Annotated in this window: 12 protein-coding genes, 1 tRNA gene and 1 pseudogene; all 14 read right to left on the reverse strand. The window is 61.8% G+C overall.

What is annotated here, in order from left to right:
* Positions 1-24 precede the first annotated feature (24 nt).
* On the reverse strand, positions 25-4,161 hold the full coding sequence (gene rpoB / locus NKI22_RS10885; RefSeq protein WP_352496503.1) for a DNA-directed RNA polymerase subunit beta: 4,137 nt from the start codon (positions 4,159-4,161) through the stop codon (positions 25-27).
* A gap of 282 nt (positions 4,162-4,443) precedes the next feature.
* Positions 4,444-4,821, reverse strand: a complete 378-nt coding sequence (rplL, locus tag NKI22_RS10890) for a 50S ribosomal protein L7/L12 (RefSeq protein ID WP_023680442.1) — start codon at positions 4,819-4,821, stop codon at positions 4,444-4,446.
* A gap of 54 nt (positions 4,822-4,875) precedes the next feature.
* Positions 4,876-5,394, reverse strand: coding sequence for a 50S ribosomal protein L10 (gene rplJ, locus NKI22_RS10895; protein ID WP_015317994.1), 519 nt, complete (start codon positions 5,392-5,394; stop codon positions 4,876-4,878).
* A gap of 391 nt (positions 5,395-5,785) precedes the next feature.
* Positions 5,786-6,484, reverse strand: coding sequence for a 50S ribosomal protein L1 (gene rplA / locus NKI22_RS10900; RefSeq protein ID WP_352485033.1), 699 nt, complete (start codon positions 6,482-6,484; stop codon positions 5,786-5,788).
* Between the two features lie 4 nt (positions 6,485-6,488).
* On the reverse strand, positions 6,489-6,917 hold the full coding sequence (rplK, locus tag NKI22_RS10905) for a 50S ribosomal protein L11 (RefSeq protein ID WP_023680440.1): 429 nt from the start codon (positions 6,915-6,917) through the stop codon (positions 6,489-6,491).
* Positions 6,918-7,076: 159 nt separating this feature from the next.
* The gene (nusG, locus tag NKI22_RS10910) at positions 7,077-7,604 is read right to left on the reverse strand and encodes a transcription termination/antitermination protein NusG (protein ID WP_006333333.1); all 528 of its coding nucleotides are present in this window, start codon (positions 7,602-7,604) and stop codon (positions 7,077-7,079) included.
* Positions 7,605-7,631: 27 nt separating this feature from the next.
* The gene (gene secE, locus NKI22_RS10915) at positions 7,632-7,835 is read right to left on the reverse strand and encodes a preprotein translocase subunit SecE (protein ID WP_023721668.1); all 204 of its coding nucleotides are present in this window, start codon (positions 7,833-7,835) and stop codon (positions 7,632-7,634) included.
* A gap of 366 nt (positions 7,836-8,201) precedes the next feature.
* Positions 8,202-8,277 (reverse strand) — tRNA-Trp (locus NKI22_RS10920).
* 77 nt (positions 8,278-8,354) lie between these two features.
* A complete protein-coding gene (locus tag NKI22_RS10925; RefSeq protein ID WP_352792042.1) occupies positions 8,355-8,870 on the reverse strand; it encodes a hypothetical protein in 516 nt (171 codons plus the stop codon).
* 130 nt (positions 8,871-9,000) lie between these two features.
* The gene (locus NKI22_RS10930) at positions 9,001-9,483 is read right to left on the reverse strand and encodes a group II truncated hemoglobin (protein ID WP_352792041.1); all 483 of its coding nucleotides are present in this window, start codon (positions 9,481-9,483) and stop codon (positions 9,001-9,003) included.
* A 105-nt stretch (positions 9,484-9,588) separates the two neighbouring features.
* Entirely contained in the window at positions 9,589-11,271 is a 1,683-nt protein-coding gene (locus NKI22_RS10935) for a COG3904 family protein (RefSeq protein WP_031194759.1), read from the reverse strand.
* Positions 11,272-11,600: 329 nt separating this feature from the next.
* Positions 11,601-11,699: pseudogene (locus NKI22_RS10940) on the reverse strand (EF-Tu C-terminal domain-related protein); the annotation flags it as partial.
* 21 nt (positions 11,700-11,720) lie between these two features.
* On the reverse strand, positions 11,721-13,406 hold the full coding sequence (locus tag NKI22_RS10945; RefSeq protein WP_023721630.1) for a COG3904 family protein: 1,686 nt from the start codon (positions 13,404-13,406) through the stop codon (positions 11,721-11,723).
* 150 nt (positions 13,407-13,556) lie between these two features.
* Positions 13,557-14,732: an elongation factor Tu gene (gene tuf, locus NKI22_RS10950; protein ID WP_127294065.1), complete on the reverse strand. Its 1,176-nt coding sequence runs from the start codon at positions 14,730-14,732 to the stop codon at positions 13,557-13,559.
* Positions 14,733-14,947: the final 215 nt, after the last annotated feature.

Raw genomic sequence — 14,947 nt, forward strand, 5'->3', positions numbered from 1 at the left:
GAAGGCCGCGGCCGGACGTCTTGCTTACTCGGCCGCGTCGGGCAGCCGGATCGGGTTGTCGTCGAGCTTGGTGTTCTCCAACTCGACATTGAGGCCGAGAGACCGCATTTCCTTAACGAGAACGTTGAAGCTCTCGGGGATGCCGGCCTCGAATGTGTCGTCGCCTCTGACGATCGCCTCGTAGACCTTGGTGCGGCCGGCGACGTCATCCGACTTCACCGTCAGCATCTCCTGCAGCGTGTAGGCGGCGCCGTACGCTTCAAGCGCCCAGACCTCCATCTCGCCAAAGCGCTGGCCACCGAACTGCGCCTTGCCGCCCAGCGGCTGCTGGGTAACGAGCGAGTACGGCCCGATCGAACGCGCGTGGATCTTGTCGTCCACAAGGTGGTGAAGCTTGAGCATATATATGTAGCCCATCGTCACTTTGCGATCGAACGGTTCGCCGGTGCGTCCGTCATAGAGCTGCGACTGACCGCTGGTGTGCAGGCCCGCCTGCTCCAGCATGATGTTGATGTCGGCCTCGTGCGCGCCGTCGAACACCGGTGTCGCGATGGAGACGCCGCGGCGCATCTGCTCGCTGAGGCGAACGATGCTCTCGTCGTCATATTCGCGGACCGGCTCGTTGCGGTCATTGGCCGGCATGAAGCTCTCAAGCGTCTTGCGCAGCGGCTTGATGTCGCCCGCCGTCTTGTACGCATCGATCAGATCGCCGATCTTCTTGCCCATTCCGGCGCAAGCCCAGCCCAGATGCGTTTCCAGGATCTGGCCGACATTCATGCGGCTCGGCACACCCAGCGGGTTGAGCACGATGTCGGCATGCGTGCCGTCCTCGAGGAAAGGCATGTCCTCGACCGGAACGATCCGCGACACGACACCCTTGTTGCCGTGCCGGCCGGCCATCTTGTCGCCGGGCTGCATCTTGCGCTTCACGGCCACGAAGACCTTGACCATCTTCATGACGCCCGGAGGCATCTCGTCGCCGCGCTGCACCTTCTCGACCTTGTCCATGAAGCGCTGCTCGAGCGCCTTCTTGGAATCGTCGTACTGGCCACGCAGGGCTTCCAGTTCGCTCTGGAGCTTTTCGTTCTCCACGGCAAACTGCCACCACTGCGAACGCGGATACTCGTCGAGCGTGTCCTTCGACAGCTTCGAGCCCTTCTTGAAGCCCTTCGGCCCGGCAATCGCCTCCTTGCCGACGAGAACGTCGGAAAGGCGCGAATAGACGTTACGGTCGAGGATTGCCTGCTCGTCGTCGCGGTCCTTGGCGAGGCGTTCGATCTCCTCGCGCTCGATCGCCATGGCGCGCTCGTCCTTCTCGACACCGTGGCGGTTGAAGACGCGCACTTCGACGACGGTGCCGAAGGTTCCCGGAGGCATGCGCATGGAGGTATCGCGCACGTCCGAGGCCTTTTCACCGAAGATGGCGCGCAGCAGCTTTTCTTCCGGCGTCATCGGGCTTTCGCCCTTCGGCGTGATCTTGCCGACCAGGATGTCGCCCGGCTGCACTTCCGCACCAATGTAGACGATGCCGGCCTCATCGAGGTTCTTCAGCGCTTCTTCCGAGACGTTCGGGATATCGCGCGTGATCTCCTCCGGCCCGAGCTTGGTGTCGCGGGCCATGACTTCGAACTCCTCGATGTGGATCGAGGTGAAGACGTCGTCGGCGACGATGCGCTCGGACAAGAGGATGGAATCCTCGTAGTTGTAGCCATTCCACGGCATGAACGCGACCAGCACGTTGCGGCCGAGGGCCAGATCACCGAGCTCGGTCGACGGGCCGTCGGCGATGATGTCGCCCTTGTTGACCCGGTCGCCCATGCGCACCAGCGGACGCTGGTTGATGCAGGTGTTCTGGTTCGAACGCTGGAACTTCATCAGCCGGTAGATATCGACGCCGGACTTGCCAGGATCGAGATCTTCCGTGGCGCGGATGACGATACGCGTCGCGTCCACCTGGTCGACGATGCCGCCGCGGCGGGCGCCGATGGCGGCGCCCGAGTCACGGGCGACGATCGGCTCCATGCCGGTGCCGACGAACGGCGCTTCGGCGCGCACCAGCGGCACGGCCTGACGCTGCATGTTCGAGCCCATCAGCGCGCGGTTGGCGTCGTCGTTCTCAAGGAACGGAATCAGGGCCGCGGCCACCGACACCATCTGCTTCGGCGACACGTCCATCAGATCGACGTTTTCGCGCGGCGCCATCATCACTTCGCCGGCGTTACGGCAAATGACGAATTCGTCGACGAAATGACCATTCTTGTCGAGCTCGGCATTGGCCTGCGCGACGTGGTGCTTGGCCTCTTCCATAGCCGACAGGTAGACGACCTCATTGGTCAGCTTGCCGTTGACGATCTTGCGGTACGGGCTCTCGATGAAGCCGTATTTGTTGACACGCGCGAAGGTCGCAAGCGAGTTGATCAGGCCGATATTCGGGCCTTCCGGCGTCTCGATCGGGCAGATGCGGCCGTAATGCGTCGGGTGCACGTCGCGCACCTCGAACCCGGCACGCTCGCGGGTCAGGCCGCCCGGTCCAAGCGCCGACAGGCGGCGCTTGTGGGTGATCTCCGACAGCGGGTTGGTCTGATCCATGAACTGCGACAGCTGCGAGGAACCGAAGAACTCGCGCACGGCGGCAGCCGCCGGCTTGGCGTTGATCAGGTCCTGCGGCATCACCGTGTCGATCTCGATCGAGGACATACGTTCCTTGATCGCGCGCTCCATGCGCAGCAGGCCGACGCGGTACTGGTTCTCCATCAGCTCGCCGACCGAGCGCACGCGGCGGTTGCCGAGATTGTCGATGTCGTCGATCTCGCCCTTGCCGTCGCGCAGTTCGACCAGCGTCTTGACCACGGCCAGGATGTCGTCCTTGCGCAGCACGCGCACGGTATCCTCGGCCTTGAGCTCGAGGCGCATGTTCATCTTGACGCGGCCGACGGCCGAAAGATCATAGCGCTCGCTGTCGAAGAACAGCGAGTTGAACATGGCTTCGGCGGTCTCGAGCGTCGGCGGCTCACCGGGGCGCATGACGCGGTAGATGTCGAACAGCGCGTCCTGGCGGCTCTCGTTTTTGTCGACGTTGAGCGTGTTGCGGATATAAGCGCCGACATTGACGTGATCGATGTCGAGAACCTTGATCTCGTCATCGCCGGTGCCGAGAAGCACTTTCAGCGTCTTTTCATCGATCTCGTCGCCGGCTTCGAGGAAAATCTCGCCGGTGCCATAGTTGACGATGTCCTCGGCAAGGTAGTTGCCGAGCAGATCCTCGTCGGTCGCCTTGATCGCCTTGAGACCTTTTTCGCCAAGCGCCCTGGCCTGGCGGGCAGTGATCTTCTTGCCGGCCTCGACGACGACCTCGCCGGTGTCGGCGTCAACCAGGTCACCAACGGCCTTGAGGCCGCGGAAACGCTCGACGTTGAAGGGAATGCGCCAATGGTCGCCGGCGCGCTTGTAGGTGATTTTGTTGTAGAAGGTCGACAGGATCTCTTCGCCGTCCATGCCGAGCGCCATCAGCAGCGACGTCACCGGAATCTTGCGGCGGCGGTCGATACGGGCGTGCACGACGTCCTTGCTATCGAACTCGATGTCGAGCCACGAGCCGCGGTAGGGAATGACCCGCGCGGCAAACAGAAGCTTGCCGGACGAGTGCGACTTGCCCTTGTCATGGTCGAAAAAGACGCCCGGCGAACGGTGCATCTGCGAGACGATGACGCGCTCGGTGCCGTTGACGATGAAGGTGCCGTTCAAGGTCATGAGCGGCATGTCGCCCATGTAGACGTCCTGCTCCTTGATGTCCTTGATCGACTTCGCGCCGGTATCCTCGTCGATATCGAACACGATGAGGCGCAGCGTCACCTTGAGCGGCGCCGCATAGGTCAGGTCGCGCTGACGGCATTCGTCAACGTCGAATTTCGGTCCTTCGAACTCGTATTTCACGAATTCCAGCATCGAGGAGCCGGAAAAATCGGAAATCGGGAAGACCGACTTGAAAACTGCCTGCAGCCCCTCGTCAGGACGCCCACCCTTGGGCTCCTCCACCATCAGGAACTGGTCATAGGATGCCTTCTGAACCTCGATCAGGTTCGGCATCTCCGCAACTTCCGGGATCTTACCGAAAAACTTGCGTACGCGTCTGCGGCCATTGAAAGTCTGGGTCTGGGCCATCGTCGCTCCTTAGCTCAATTCTCGGGACGAGCCTCGCCGCGGCTCGCCTTGCATCTCGGGCCACCTCGGCGGCCCTGTCTTGTTGCCCGCCGCCTGTCGGCGGCTTCTTGTCTTTTCACCCACCACCAATTGGCGGTGGGCCAGAAACGGGAGAAAACCCGTTTCCTGAAGGCCGGTTTGCGGCCCTCAGGAAAGAGGTTTTCGCACTCTTCGCGCCATGAGCCTCCCCTCGACGTGAAGGGAGTGGCGGACGGCGCGACGCCGTCCGCCGGTACTCAACGCTTACTTCAGTTCGACCTTGGCGCCGGCTGCTTCCAGCTGGGCCTTGAACTTGTCCGCGTCGGCCTTGGAAACGGCTTCCTTGACCGGCTTCGGAGCCGCCTCGACCAGGTCCTTGGCTTCCTTGAGGCCAAGACCGGTGATGGCGCGAACTTCCTTGATGACGTTGATCTTCTGAGCGCCTGCTTCGGTGAGGACGACGTCGAATTCCGTCTTTTCCTCGACCGGAGCAGCAGCGGCCGCGGCGCCGCCAGCAGCGGCAACCGCCACCGGAGCAGCGGCGGAAACGCCCCACTTTTCTTCAAGAAGCTTCGACAGCTCGGCCGCCTCGAGGACGGTCAGCTTCGAAAGGTCGTCTACGATCTTTGCCAGATCAGCCATTGCAATGTTCCTTCATAAGGTTCGAACGTGTGTTTGTGATAGCGAGGAACGGCCTCATGCCGCCTCGTCCTTCCGGGCGTAAGCGCCGATGACGCGCGCGACCGAAGCCGCAGGCGCATTGACGATCTGGGCGATCCGGGTTGCCGGCGTGGCGATCATGCCAACCAGCCTGGCGCGCAGCTCATCGAGCGACGGAAGTGTGGCGAGTGCCTTCACACCGTCGGCGTTGAGCGAGGTGGTGCCCATTGCGCCGCCGAGAATGACGAGCTTGTCATTTCCCTTGGCGAAATCGGACGCGACCTTCGGCGCCGCAATCGGATCCTCCGAATAGGCGATCAGCGTCTGTCCCTTGAACAGCTCGATGATCGATGCGGAGTCCGTGCCCTGAAGAGCGATTTTGGCGAGACGGTTCTTCGCGACTTTGACGGTGCCACCGGCGGCGCGCATTTTCGACCGAAGGTCGTTCATTTGCGCGACGGTGATACCGGCGTAGTGGGCCACGACGACTGAACCAGCGCCTGAGAACGCATCATTCAGGCCCGTGACGAGTTCGCGTTTTTCCGCTCTGTCCACTGCCTATCTCCAGTTGACCCCTGCCCTCTACGAAGGACAGGCGTCGGGTTGCCTTTTGCCGGCCGGGCCATCCAGTAACGGATCTCCCGAACGACGCTCGAGGATCCTGCCCCCTTTCGCCACACCTGCCGGCAAGCCGGACGGTGCGCAGACAAAAGGCAAACACGGTTCGAACCTTTCATTGGAGCGTTCGCTCCTTTGTCCGGTCTTCACCCGTCTCATGCAGGCCCACATGAATTAAGGCCCACATCACCTAAGGCTTGGGGGCCGCCTGCAATCTCGGACAGGATGTCCGGAAGCCTTTCGACTTCCGGTACCGGGCCGCCGACAGGTCGGAGGCCCGGAATTCTTTCACGGATCAGCGTCTTAGCGGCCGATCCAATTGTTCGTATCAGGACGCTGCGAGCGTCGAGACGTCGAGCTTGAGGCCCGGGCCCATCGTCGAGGTGACCGACACCTTCTTGACGTAATTGCCCTTGGCACCAGCCGGCTTTGCCCTGGTCACCGCATCGGCGAAGGCGCGGACGTTCTCTTCCAGCGCCTTGACGTCGAACGAGACCTTGCCGACGCCGGCATGAACGATGCCGGCCTTCTCGACGCGGAACTCGACGGCGCCGCCCTTCGATGCCTTCACGGCGGCGGCCACGTCGGTGGTGACGGTGCCGACCTTCGGGTTCGGCATCATGCCGCGCGGGCCGAGCACCTTGCCGAGACGGCCGACCAGCGGCATCATGTCCGGCGTGGCGATGCAGCGGTCGAAGTCGATCGTGCCCTTCTGGACGATGTCGACCAGATCCTCGGCTCCGACGATGTCGGCGCCGGCGGCCTTGGCCTCCTCGGCCTTGTCACCGCGCGCGAACACGGCGACGCGAACGCTGCGGCCGGTGCCGTTCGGCAGGTTGACCACGCCGCGGACCATCTGGTCGGCATGGCGGGGGTCGACGCCGAGGTTCATCGCGACTTCGATGGTCTCGTCGAACTTCACCGAGGAGCGATCCTTGAGCAGCTTCAGCGCCTCACCCAAAGCGTAAGCCTTGTTGGGATCGATGCCTTCGCGGGTCTGCGATACACGCTTTGCAATCTTTGCCATGATCTCAGCCCACCACTTCCAGACCCATCGAGCGGGCGGAGCCCTCGACCATGCGCATGGCCGCCTCGACGTCGTTTGCGTTCAGATCCTTCATCTTCTGCTCGGCGATGGCGCGCACCTTGTCGCGGCCGATCGTGCCGGCCTTGACCTTGCCCGGCTCCTTCGAGCCCGACTTCAGGTTCGCGGCCTTCTTCAGGAAGTAGCTCACCGGCGGCGTCTTCATGACGAAGGTGAACGACTTGTCCTGGTAGTAGGTGATGACGACCGGAACCGGCGAGCCCTTTTCCATTTCCTGGGTCTGCGCGTTGAACGCCTTGCAGAACTCCATGATGTTGATGCCACGCTGACCAAGCGCCGGGCCGATCGGGGGCGACGGCGTCGCCGATCCCGCGGAAACCTGGAGCTTGAGCTGGCCTGCAATTTTCTTAGCCATCTCTCTTCCTGCCTTTTCTCATGCCGGTCTTGCCGGCGGTTGCAGTCTGGTGGTGCGGTCCGCGCGGCCGGCTAAAGCCGCATTCGCCTCCCACCCGTTTTGGCCGCGCGATCTCCGCGCCGCCTTCCCTGCCGCCGAAACCGGTGCAGGGATTTCGGATCAGCCCTTCTCGACCTGTCCGAATTCCAGATCGACCGGCACGGCGCGCCCGAAGATCGATACTTCCACCTTGAGCCGCGCTCGCTCCTCGTCCACTTCCTGGACGAAACCGTTGAACGACGCGAATGGTCCATCCGAAACGCGGATCGCTTCGCCGATCTCGAACGTCACCGACGGCTTCGGCCGCTCGACGCCTTCCTGAACCTGGTTCAGGATACGCTGGGCTTCGGCTTCGGTGATCGGCACCGGCTTGGAGTCGCCCAGGAACCCGGTGACCTTCGGCGTGTTCTTGACGAGCGAGAACACGGCATCGGTCAGATTGGCCTTCAACAGCACATAGCCCGGAAAGAACTTGCGCTCGGCATCGACCTTGCGGCCGCGGCGGATCTCGACGACCTTCTCGGTCGGCACCACGATCTGCTCGATGTCGGCGGACAGGCCCTTCTGCTTGGCCTTGTTCTCGATGTCCTCGGCGACCTTCTTTTCAAAGTTCGAGTAGGCGTGGACGATGTACCACCGCGCGGTCATTTTAAGACTTCTCCGTAATCGCCGGACTTACTGTCCGAGGCCGAGGATTTTTTCGACCGCAAAGCCCATGGCCACGTCTGCGGTAAAGAAAAAGATCATCGCGATGACCGCGAACACAAGGACCATCACCGTCGAGATCACCGTTTCGCGCCGCGACGGCCAAGTGACCTTGGCAGTCTCCGCGCGAACCTGCTGGAGAAAGGTGAAAGGATTTGTGGTTTTCGAAGCCATATGCCGCTCTGTCTGCAAGACCCGTTGGCCGGGTCTCCTGGATGATCCCGCTGGCCGGGACGTGCCGCTTGAGCGTGCGTTCGCGCCGAATCAGCGCAATCATTTCGCCCATGCAAATCAGACGCGTAAAGCCGGCTTCCCAGCTCCACGCGTCGCGTGTCTGTTTCGTCTACATAAAACCGATTCTTGATCCACGCAAGTGGCAAGTGTCCGCTTTATGACCAAACGCCGCCTCGGAACCATCCAGTCGTCCCGTCCCGGCTATGCGGCCCTTATGCCGCAACTTATGCTATATGGCAAGTCACAAGCCGGTTTTCAAAGGCTGCGCTGCAAAAGAATCGTTTTTTAGGTATCCATTCGTAGGAATGGCACGGGCAGCAGGGCTCGAACCTACGACCTGCGGTTTTGGAGACCGCCGCTCTACCAACTGAGCTATGCCCGTATGCGCATGTCGGCGCAGCAGGCGCTTCCTAAAAGCTTCCGCGCGCTCTGTAAAGAGCGGTGTGCGCTGCCCAGCCTTCATCTTCGAAAGTCGAGGCGTCCTCCCGGCCATTTCCCGTCGATCCGTTGATTGCTGACGACCAAACCGACCCAGGGACGCACGATTTGTGGGTCGGTCAGATTGATATATTTTCCAACCAGCCCTTTCGCACTGACGCGCCGCGCATCAATGAGCCCCTTGCGCACGCCATCATGCCAATCGAACAGTAGGTAAACTCTCTCTCCCGCCGTCGTCAGCTCGCCCCGGCCAGACTTCCATTTACCCTTGCTATCGCCTGGAATCGTGGGGTCGGCACCGCCGTTCCATCGGCTGGACCACCTGCCTTCGATGGTGTCGTTGCGGTCGCCGTCGCTTTCGGTGCCCCAGGCTTCGGCGTTTTCATCGCTTGCAGCTCCCTCCAGTTTTACGCCGGCGGCGAACGCCGACACCTCCTCGTCGTCGGGAGTGGGGACATCCATGACACCGAACGGGTTTCGGGTTCCGCGGTTGCCGTCAAAGGTGCTGCCTGAATTTTTCTTGCCTTCCGATCTCATCGCAAAGTCTCCGGTTTTCAGTGAGGCCCCGCCAGTCGACGGCGACTTTAAACCGTTAGCCTGGAGGACCGAGACCTCCATAGCCACCCGTTTTCCTGGCCGGCAGGGTTTTCGACCGATTCACGCCCGGTCAGTTTCCCGAAGGCGGCTTGTAGGGGCCGCCCGGCACGCCCCAACCCCAGACCGGCATTGGTTCCGCCTCGGGATCGCAGGTCGGACCTTTGTTGGAGTTCATCTTGGCCAGCCGCGATCCCCATTCGATATAGGCCATGAAGGCCGAGCGGAATTCGGGATCGTCAGGCAGCCCGATCTCGTCGGCGGCGTCGGCGAGGAGATTGATCCAGCGCCGGCGCTGCTCCTCGGTCAGATGCTTGCCAAGATGATGCATCACCATCTCGCGATGGCCGCCATGCTTTTCGCTGTAGGCTTTCGGTCCACCGAAAACTTCGCCGATGAAGGCCGCGACGTGGGCCGGATGGTCCGCCGACATATGCTTGAACACCGGCCCGACAATGGGATCCCGAGAGACGTTGTCGTAGAAGGTCTGGGTCAGGCGGTTCAGCGCTTCGGTGCCGCCGGCCCATTCGAACAATGTCGGGACGTCCTGGCTCATTTGCGATCCCTCGCCTGGCTGGTCTTCTACCACGCCGGACGATAGCGGAAACATCCAGCATCGCTCAACCTGTCTCGATGGCCAGCTTCCGAAACCGACGCGCCCCTACAATTTGGCGGGCGCCTCGGCCTGCGCATTGGGCGAGAGCACCACGCGGCAATTGTCAGGCTTCGGCACCGATCTGCACAGGGTGGCACCGGTCAGCTCGTCCACTGATTGCGGCCCAGTCGTCAGTCCGGCCCTCAGCATCACGTCAGGTTCGAGCTGACGCTCGACCGAAATGCGCTGAAGCGTCATGAACAGATCACGGTTGATTGCCATCTCGTCAAGGTAAGCCTTGATCAGCTGGGCTTGTCCCATCAGGTAAAGGCTGAGTAGCGCCCGTGGACCGACAAGCCGCCTGACGCCCCCAGCCAGCATCAGCGCGCAGGCCGAATCGCAGTCGCCTTTCGCATCGCTGGCCACTCCGGCATAGGCGCCATCTTTGGCCAAGCAATTCCACTCTTCCGGGTCGCAGCCAACGAAATCGGTACGGGCAACGGCGACGTCGAGCTTCTTTTCACGGATAAGTCGCCCCATCGCCAGAGCGCTGAACAAGTCGCCGCCTCGCGAGCTCACCACTATAGGCAGCCGCCGGCTGCCAAGCGTAGCGAGCAACTGGCCCAGCTTCTGCGGGGTTTGGCTCGTGATTACGCCTTGTGCCGAGATCCATTCCGGGCAGTCGGGATTGCAGGACGAATTGCTGCGGCGAACCACAACGAAGCGCATCTCGGGTGCCCCGTTCCCCGGCACTGCCACGAGCGGCCGAGCCCACATCCATTCCGGGCAGTGGGGCTCGCACATCGGATCGCTGCCGCGAACGAGTATGAAGCCCTTGTCCGGCGCCTCGTTTCCTGGCACTGCCTCGACCGGCTGAGCAGGTGCCTCCTTGGCCAGGTGAGAAAGTGGGACTTGAGCCGGCTGAGACGGTCCGGCCTTCGCTTCGATTGCTGCCACCTTGGCCGGCTTGGCATTCGCAGGGACCTCCCTGCAGTTCGGCGGCGCAGGACTCCGCTGGCATATGCCCGCCTGCGTAAGTATGTCGAGGGAGTCCCTGCTGGTGATCAGCTTCATCGTCAGCATGTCGTCGAGGGCGATCTGCCGGATGTCGCTGGCGGGCGTGGCCTTCATTCTGTCGATTACGCCCCGTCCGACACCCATGTCCCTGAGATAGGCCGAAAGTTTCCTCTCAAGCGCCTTGCTCATCTCATAGGTCTTGTAGCCGGCATTGTCTTGAGTGATGGTTTCTGTGGTGATCCTATATTTTTTGCCCCGCACAACTCGATAGGTGGTTCGATAGTGCCGTGTTGTGCGGAAATAGGTCGTAGTGATCTGATGGACGCCTAGATAGGCCCAACCGCCGACCACGCGTCCGACGCCTCCGGCAAACATCAGCGGACATGCGGAGTTGCACATGGCACCCCCGTCAGACGCAATGCCGAAATATGCTGCGCCCTTGCCGTCATTGGCCCGGCAATCTTTCATCCCGGGCCAACAATCGGAAAACTTGGTCGTACCGACGGCGATATCGAGCTTGTTTTTGCGGATTATTCGACCAAGCTGGAGCGCAGCATCGACATTGCCGCCCGGGGAATTGACGATGATCGGCAGTTTGCGGCGGCCGAGCGTCTTCAATATGCGCTTGAACTGCGCTGGCGTGCCCGCTTCGATGGCGCCTTCTGCCGAAATCCATTCCGGACAGTTAGACTCGCAGCCGGTCGCGTTGCTGCGCACGACGACGAATCGCATCGGCGAGAGATCATCGGATAAATAGCTTCGGATCGGTCCAAGTCGTCGGATCGGACCATTTCGGGAAGACATCCTCGGCCTTTGCGGCGAAGGCAGCCATCGCCATGGCAATAACCAGCAGCCCGCGCCACCACCTTGCCACGCTATCTAAACGGCGTCCCGAAACCACGCTTGGCAAAAGCCCCCTTGATGCAACCTATAATAGTTGCGGCAATGGTGGTTGCAATAGCTTTGAAACACCCGCGCAAGATTGTTCTGCCTCGAGTCAGTAAGCGAAAAAGGCGGCCCGAAGACCGCCCTTTCGCATCGACCGGCAATGCCGGCGCCGATCACTCTATAATGGTGACGACGACGCCAGCACCGACGGTGCGGCCGCCTTCACGGATGGCGAAGCGCAGCTTCTCTTCCATGGCGATCGGCACGATCAGCTCGCAGCTATCAAGCCCGCCTTACGATTTGACCGGCGTGCTGGCCTGAGCCTTGGCGCCCGAGGCTTCGCGGCAGTTCTCGGGCTGTGGCTCCGATCTGCAGATGCCGGGGCCTGTCAATTCGTCTGCCGATTGATGCCCGGTTGTCAGCCCGTATTTCAGCATCCTGTCGAGTTCGAGCTGCCGTTCGACTGAATTCAGCTGAATTGCGGTAAACAGACCGGGGCCGATGGCCATGTCCTCGAGATAGGCCTTGACCTTTTGCTCCTGCCCTACCGAATGCACGCTCAACTGTGCACGCGGGCCGACGAGGCGTTTGACACCGCCGGCGAGCATGATCGGACAGGCCGAGCCGCACGCGCCGCCAGCATCGACCGTCAGTCCGTTATAGACGCCGTCTTCGGCCGTGCAGTCGGCCTGCCGCGGTTCGCAGCCAATGAAATCTGTCCGCGCCACGGTGACGTCGAGCTTGCGTTCGCGGATCAGCCTTCCGGCCGCCAAAGCACCGAGCACATCACCACCCGGCGAGTTGATGACGATGGGCAGACGCCGGTCGCCGACGCCGTCCAGCAGTTGGCGCAGTTTTTCGGGCGTGTCGGCGGTAATTGTGCCTTCGGCCGAGATCCATTCCGGGCAGTTGGGATTGCAAAGCGGATTGCTGCCGCGGACCAGGACGAAGCGCATGTCTGCGGCCTCCTTCGGCCGCGTGGTTTCGTGCCCTGCGGGTGCAGGCTCGGCGTTCGCCACCACTTCGCCGGCCGGCTTCGCGACATTCGCCGGCGCCGGCAGCTCCCTACAACTCGCCGGCAACGGATCGGATTTGCATAGGGTTGGCGCGGTCAGCAGGTCGACGGCATCCAAGCTGGTGACGAGATTCATTTGCAGCATGTCGTAGGGAACCAGTTGCTGGATGCTGCTGGCCGGCGTGCCTTTCATGGTCTCGAGCACGCCCAGGCCGACGCCCATCTCCTTCAGATAGGCCGCCAGCTTCCGCTCCAGCGGCTTGTTCATCTCGTAGGTCTTGTAGCTGCCGGCGTTCTTCCGGCTGACGACCTTGGTGCTGAGGATCTTCTTCTTACCCTTCACCACGCGGTAGGTGGTGCGGTACAGCAATTTCGTCCGGATATAGGTCGTGGTGATCTGATGGACGCCGAGAAAGGCCCATTCCCCGACCACGCGCCGGATGCCACCGGAAAACATCAACGGACAGGCGGAATTGCAGATGGCGCCGTCGGCATAGGCATTGCCGAAATAACGGGCGCCCTTGCCGTCCTTTTCCTTGCAGTTTTTCACATCTGGCAGACAGCCGACGAACCGGGTTTTGCCGACGGCGATATCGAGCTTGTTCTTGCGGATCAGGCGACCAAGTGTCAGCGCCGCTTCGACATTGCCGCCGGGGGAATCGACGACGATCGGCAGCTTTCGGCCGCCAAGCGCCTTCAGCGTGCGTTTGAACAGGGCCGGCGTGCCGGCTTCTATCGAGCCTTCCGCCGATATCCATTCCGGACAGGTCGGCTCGCAGCCCGGCGCGCTGCTGCGGACGACAACGAACCGCATCGTCGGGCCGAGATCCGGCGTGGATTTTTCCGGCGTGGATTTCTTGGCATCGGCTGCGAAGGCAGCGTGGCCCAAGGCGAGCAACGACACCAGGCAGATCAGCCCTAACGACCACAATGCCTGACTATGCAAACGGCGCCATGGAACCATTCGGGCAGCCCCCTCGATGCAACCTATACTAGTTACGGCAGAGGCGCTTGCAACAGGATTTGAAGCAAGGCGGTTAATCTATTCGAATCAAAAAGGCGGCCCGAAGACCGCCCTTTCGCATTCGATCTCGACCGGCAACGCCGGCGTTGATTACTCTTTGATGGTGACGACGATGCCGGCACCGACGGTGCGGCCGCCTTCACGGATGGCGAAGCGCAGCTTCTCTTCCATGGCGATCGGCACGATCAGCTCGACATCGACGGTGATGTTATCGCCCGGCATCACCATCTCGGTGCCTTCCGGCAGCGACACGATGCCGGTCACATCCGTCGTGCGGAAATAGAACTGCGGACGGTAGTTGGTGAAGAACGGCGTGTGACGGCCGCCCTCGTCCTTGGTCAAGATGTAGGCTTCGGCGACGAACTTCTTGTGCGGCTTGACGGTGCCGGGCTTGGCCAGAACCTGGCCGCGCTCGACGCCTTCACGGTCGACACCGCGCAACAGCGCGCCGATGTTGTCGCCGGCCTGGCCCTGGTCGAGCAGCTTGCGGAACATCTCGACGCCCGTGCAGGTCGTCTTGGTGGTCGGACGGATGCCGATGATCTCCAGCTCCTCGCCGACCTTGACGACGCCGCGCTCGACGCGGCCGGTCACCACCGTGCCGCGGCCCGAAATCGAGAACACGTCCTCGATCGGCATCAGGAACGGCTTGTCGAGCGGACGAACCGGCGTCGGGATGTAGGCATCGACCGCCGCCATCAATTCGCGGATCGCGTCCTCGCCGATCTTCTTGTCAGAATCTTCAAGTGCGGCAAGCGCCGAACCCTTGACGATCGGAATGTCGTCGCCGGGGAACTCGTTCTTGGTCAAAAGCTCACGCACCTCGAGCTCGACCAGCTCGAGCAGCTCGGCGTCGTCGACCTGGTCGACCTTGTTCAAGAACACCACGATCGACGGCACGCCGACCTGGCGGGCCAAAAGGATGTGCTCGCGGGTCTGCGGCATCGGGCCGTCGGCGGCCGACACGACCAGGATCGCGCCGTCCATCTGCGCGGCACCGGTGATCATGTTCTTCACATAGTCGGCGTGGCCGGGGCAGTCGACATGGGCATAGTGGCGGGCAGCCGTCTCGTATTCGACGTGTGCCGTCGAAATGGTGATGCCGCGTGCCTTTTCTTCCGGCGCCGCATCGATCTGGTCGTAGCGCTTGTATTCGCCAAAATACTTGGTGATCGCCGCCGTCAGCGACGTCTTGCCGTGGTCGACGTGACCAATCGTGCCAATGTTCACATGAGGCTTAGTGCGCTCGAATTTACCTTTTGCCATAGTCTCTTTCCTTGGACGGCCTAAGGACGGCCTGGACCTTCAGTTCAGTCGAATGCGGGGCGATTAGCGACTAAGGCCGAAAAACACAAGTGCCTTGTGGCTGAGCGCGGCTCACTCGGTTCGAACCCATGATCCGATTTAGGGGATGTGGCCGATATGGGAATGGCAAGACGGAAATGTAAGATGGGCACGACCCAAGGCCGGAGGCGCCACAA

Source organism: Mesorhizobium sp. M0778, assembly GCF_040320105.1.
Classification (GTDB): Bacteria; Pseudomonadota; Alphaproteobacteria; order Rhizobiales; family Rhizobiaceae; genus Mesorhizobium.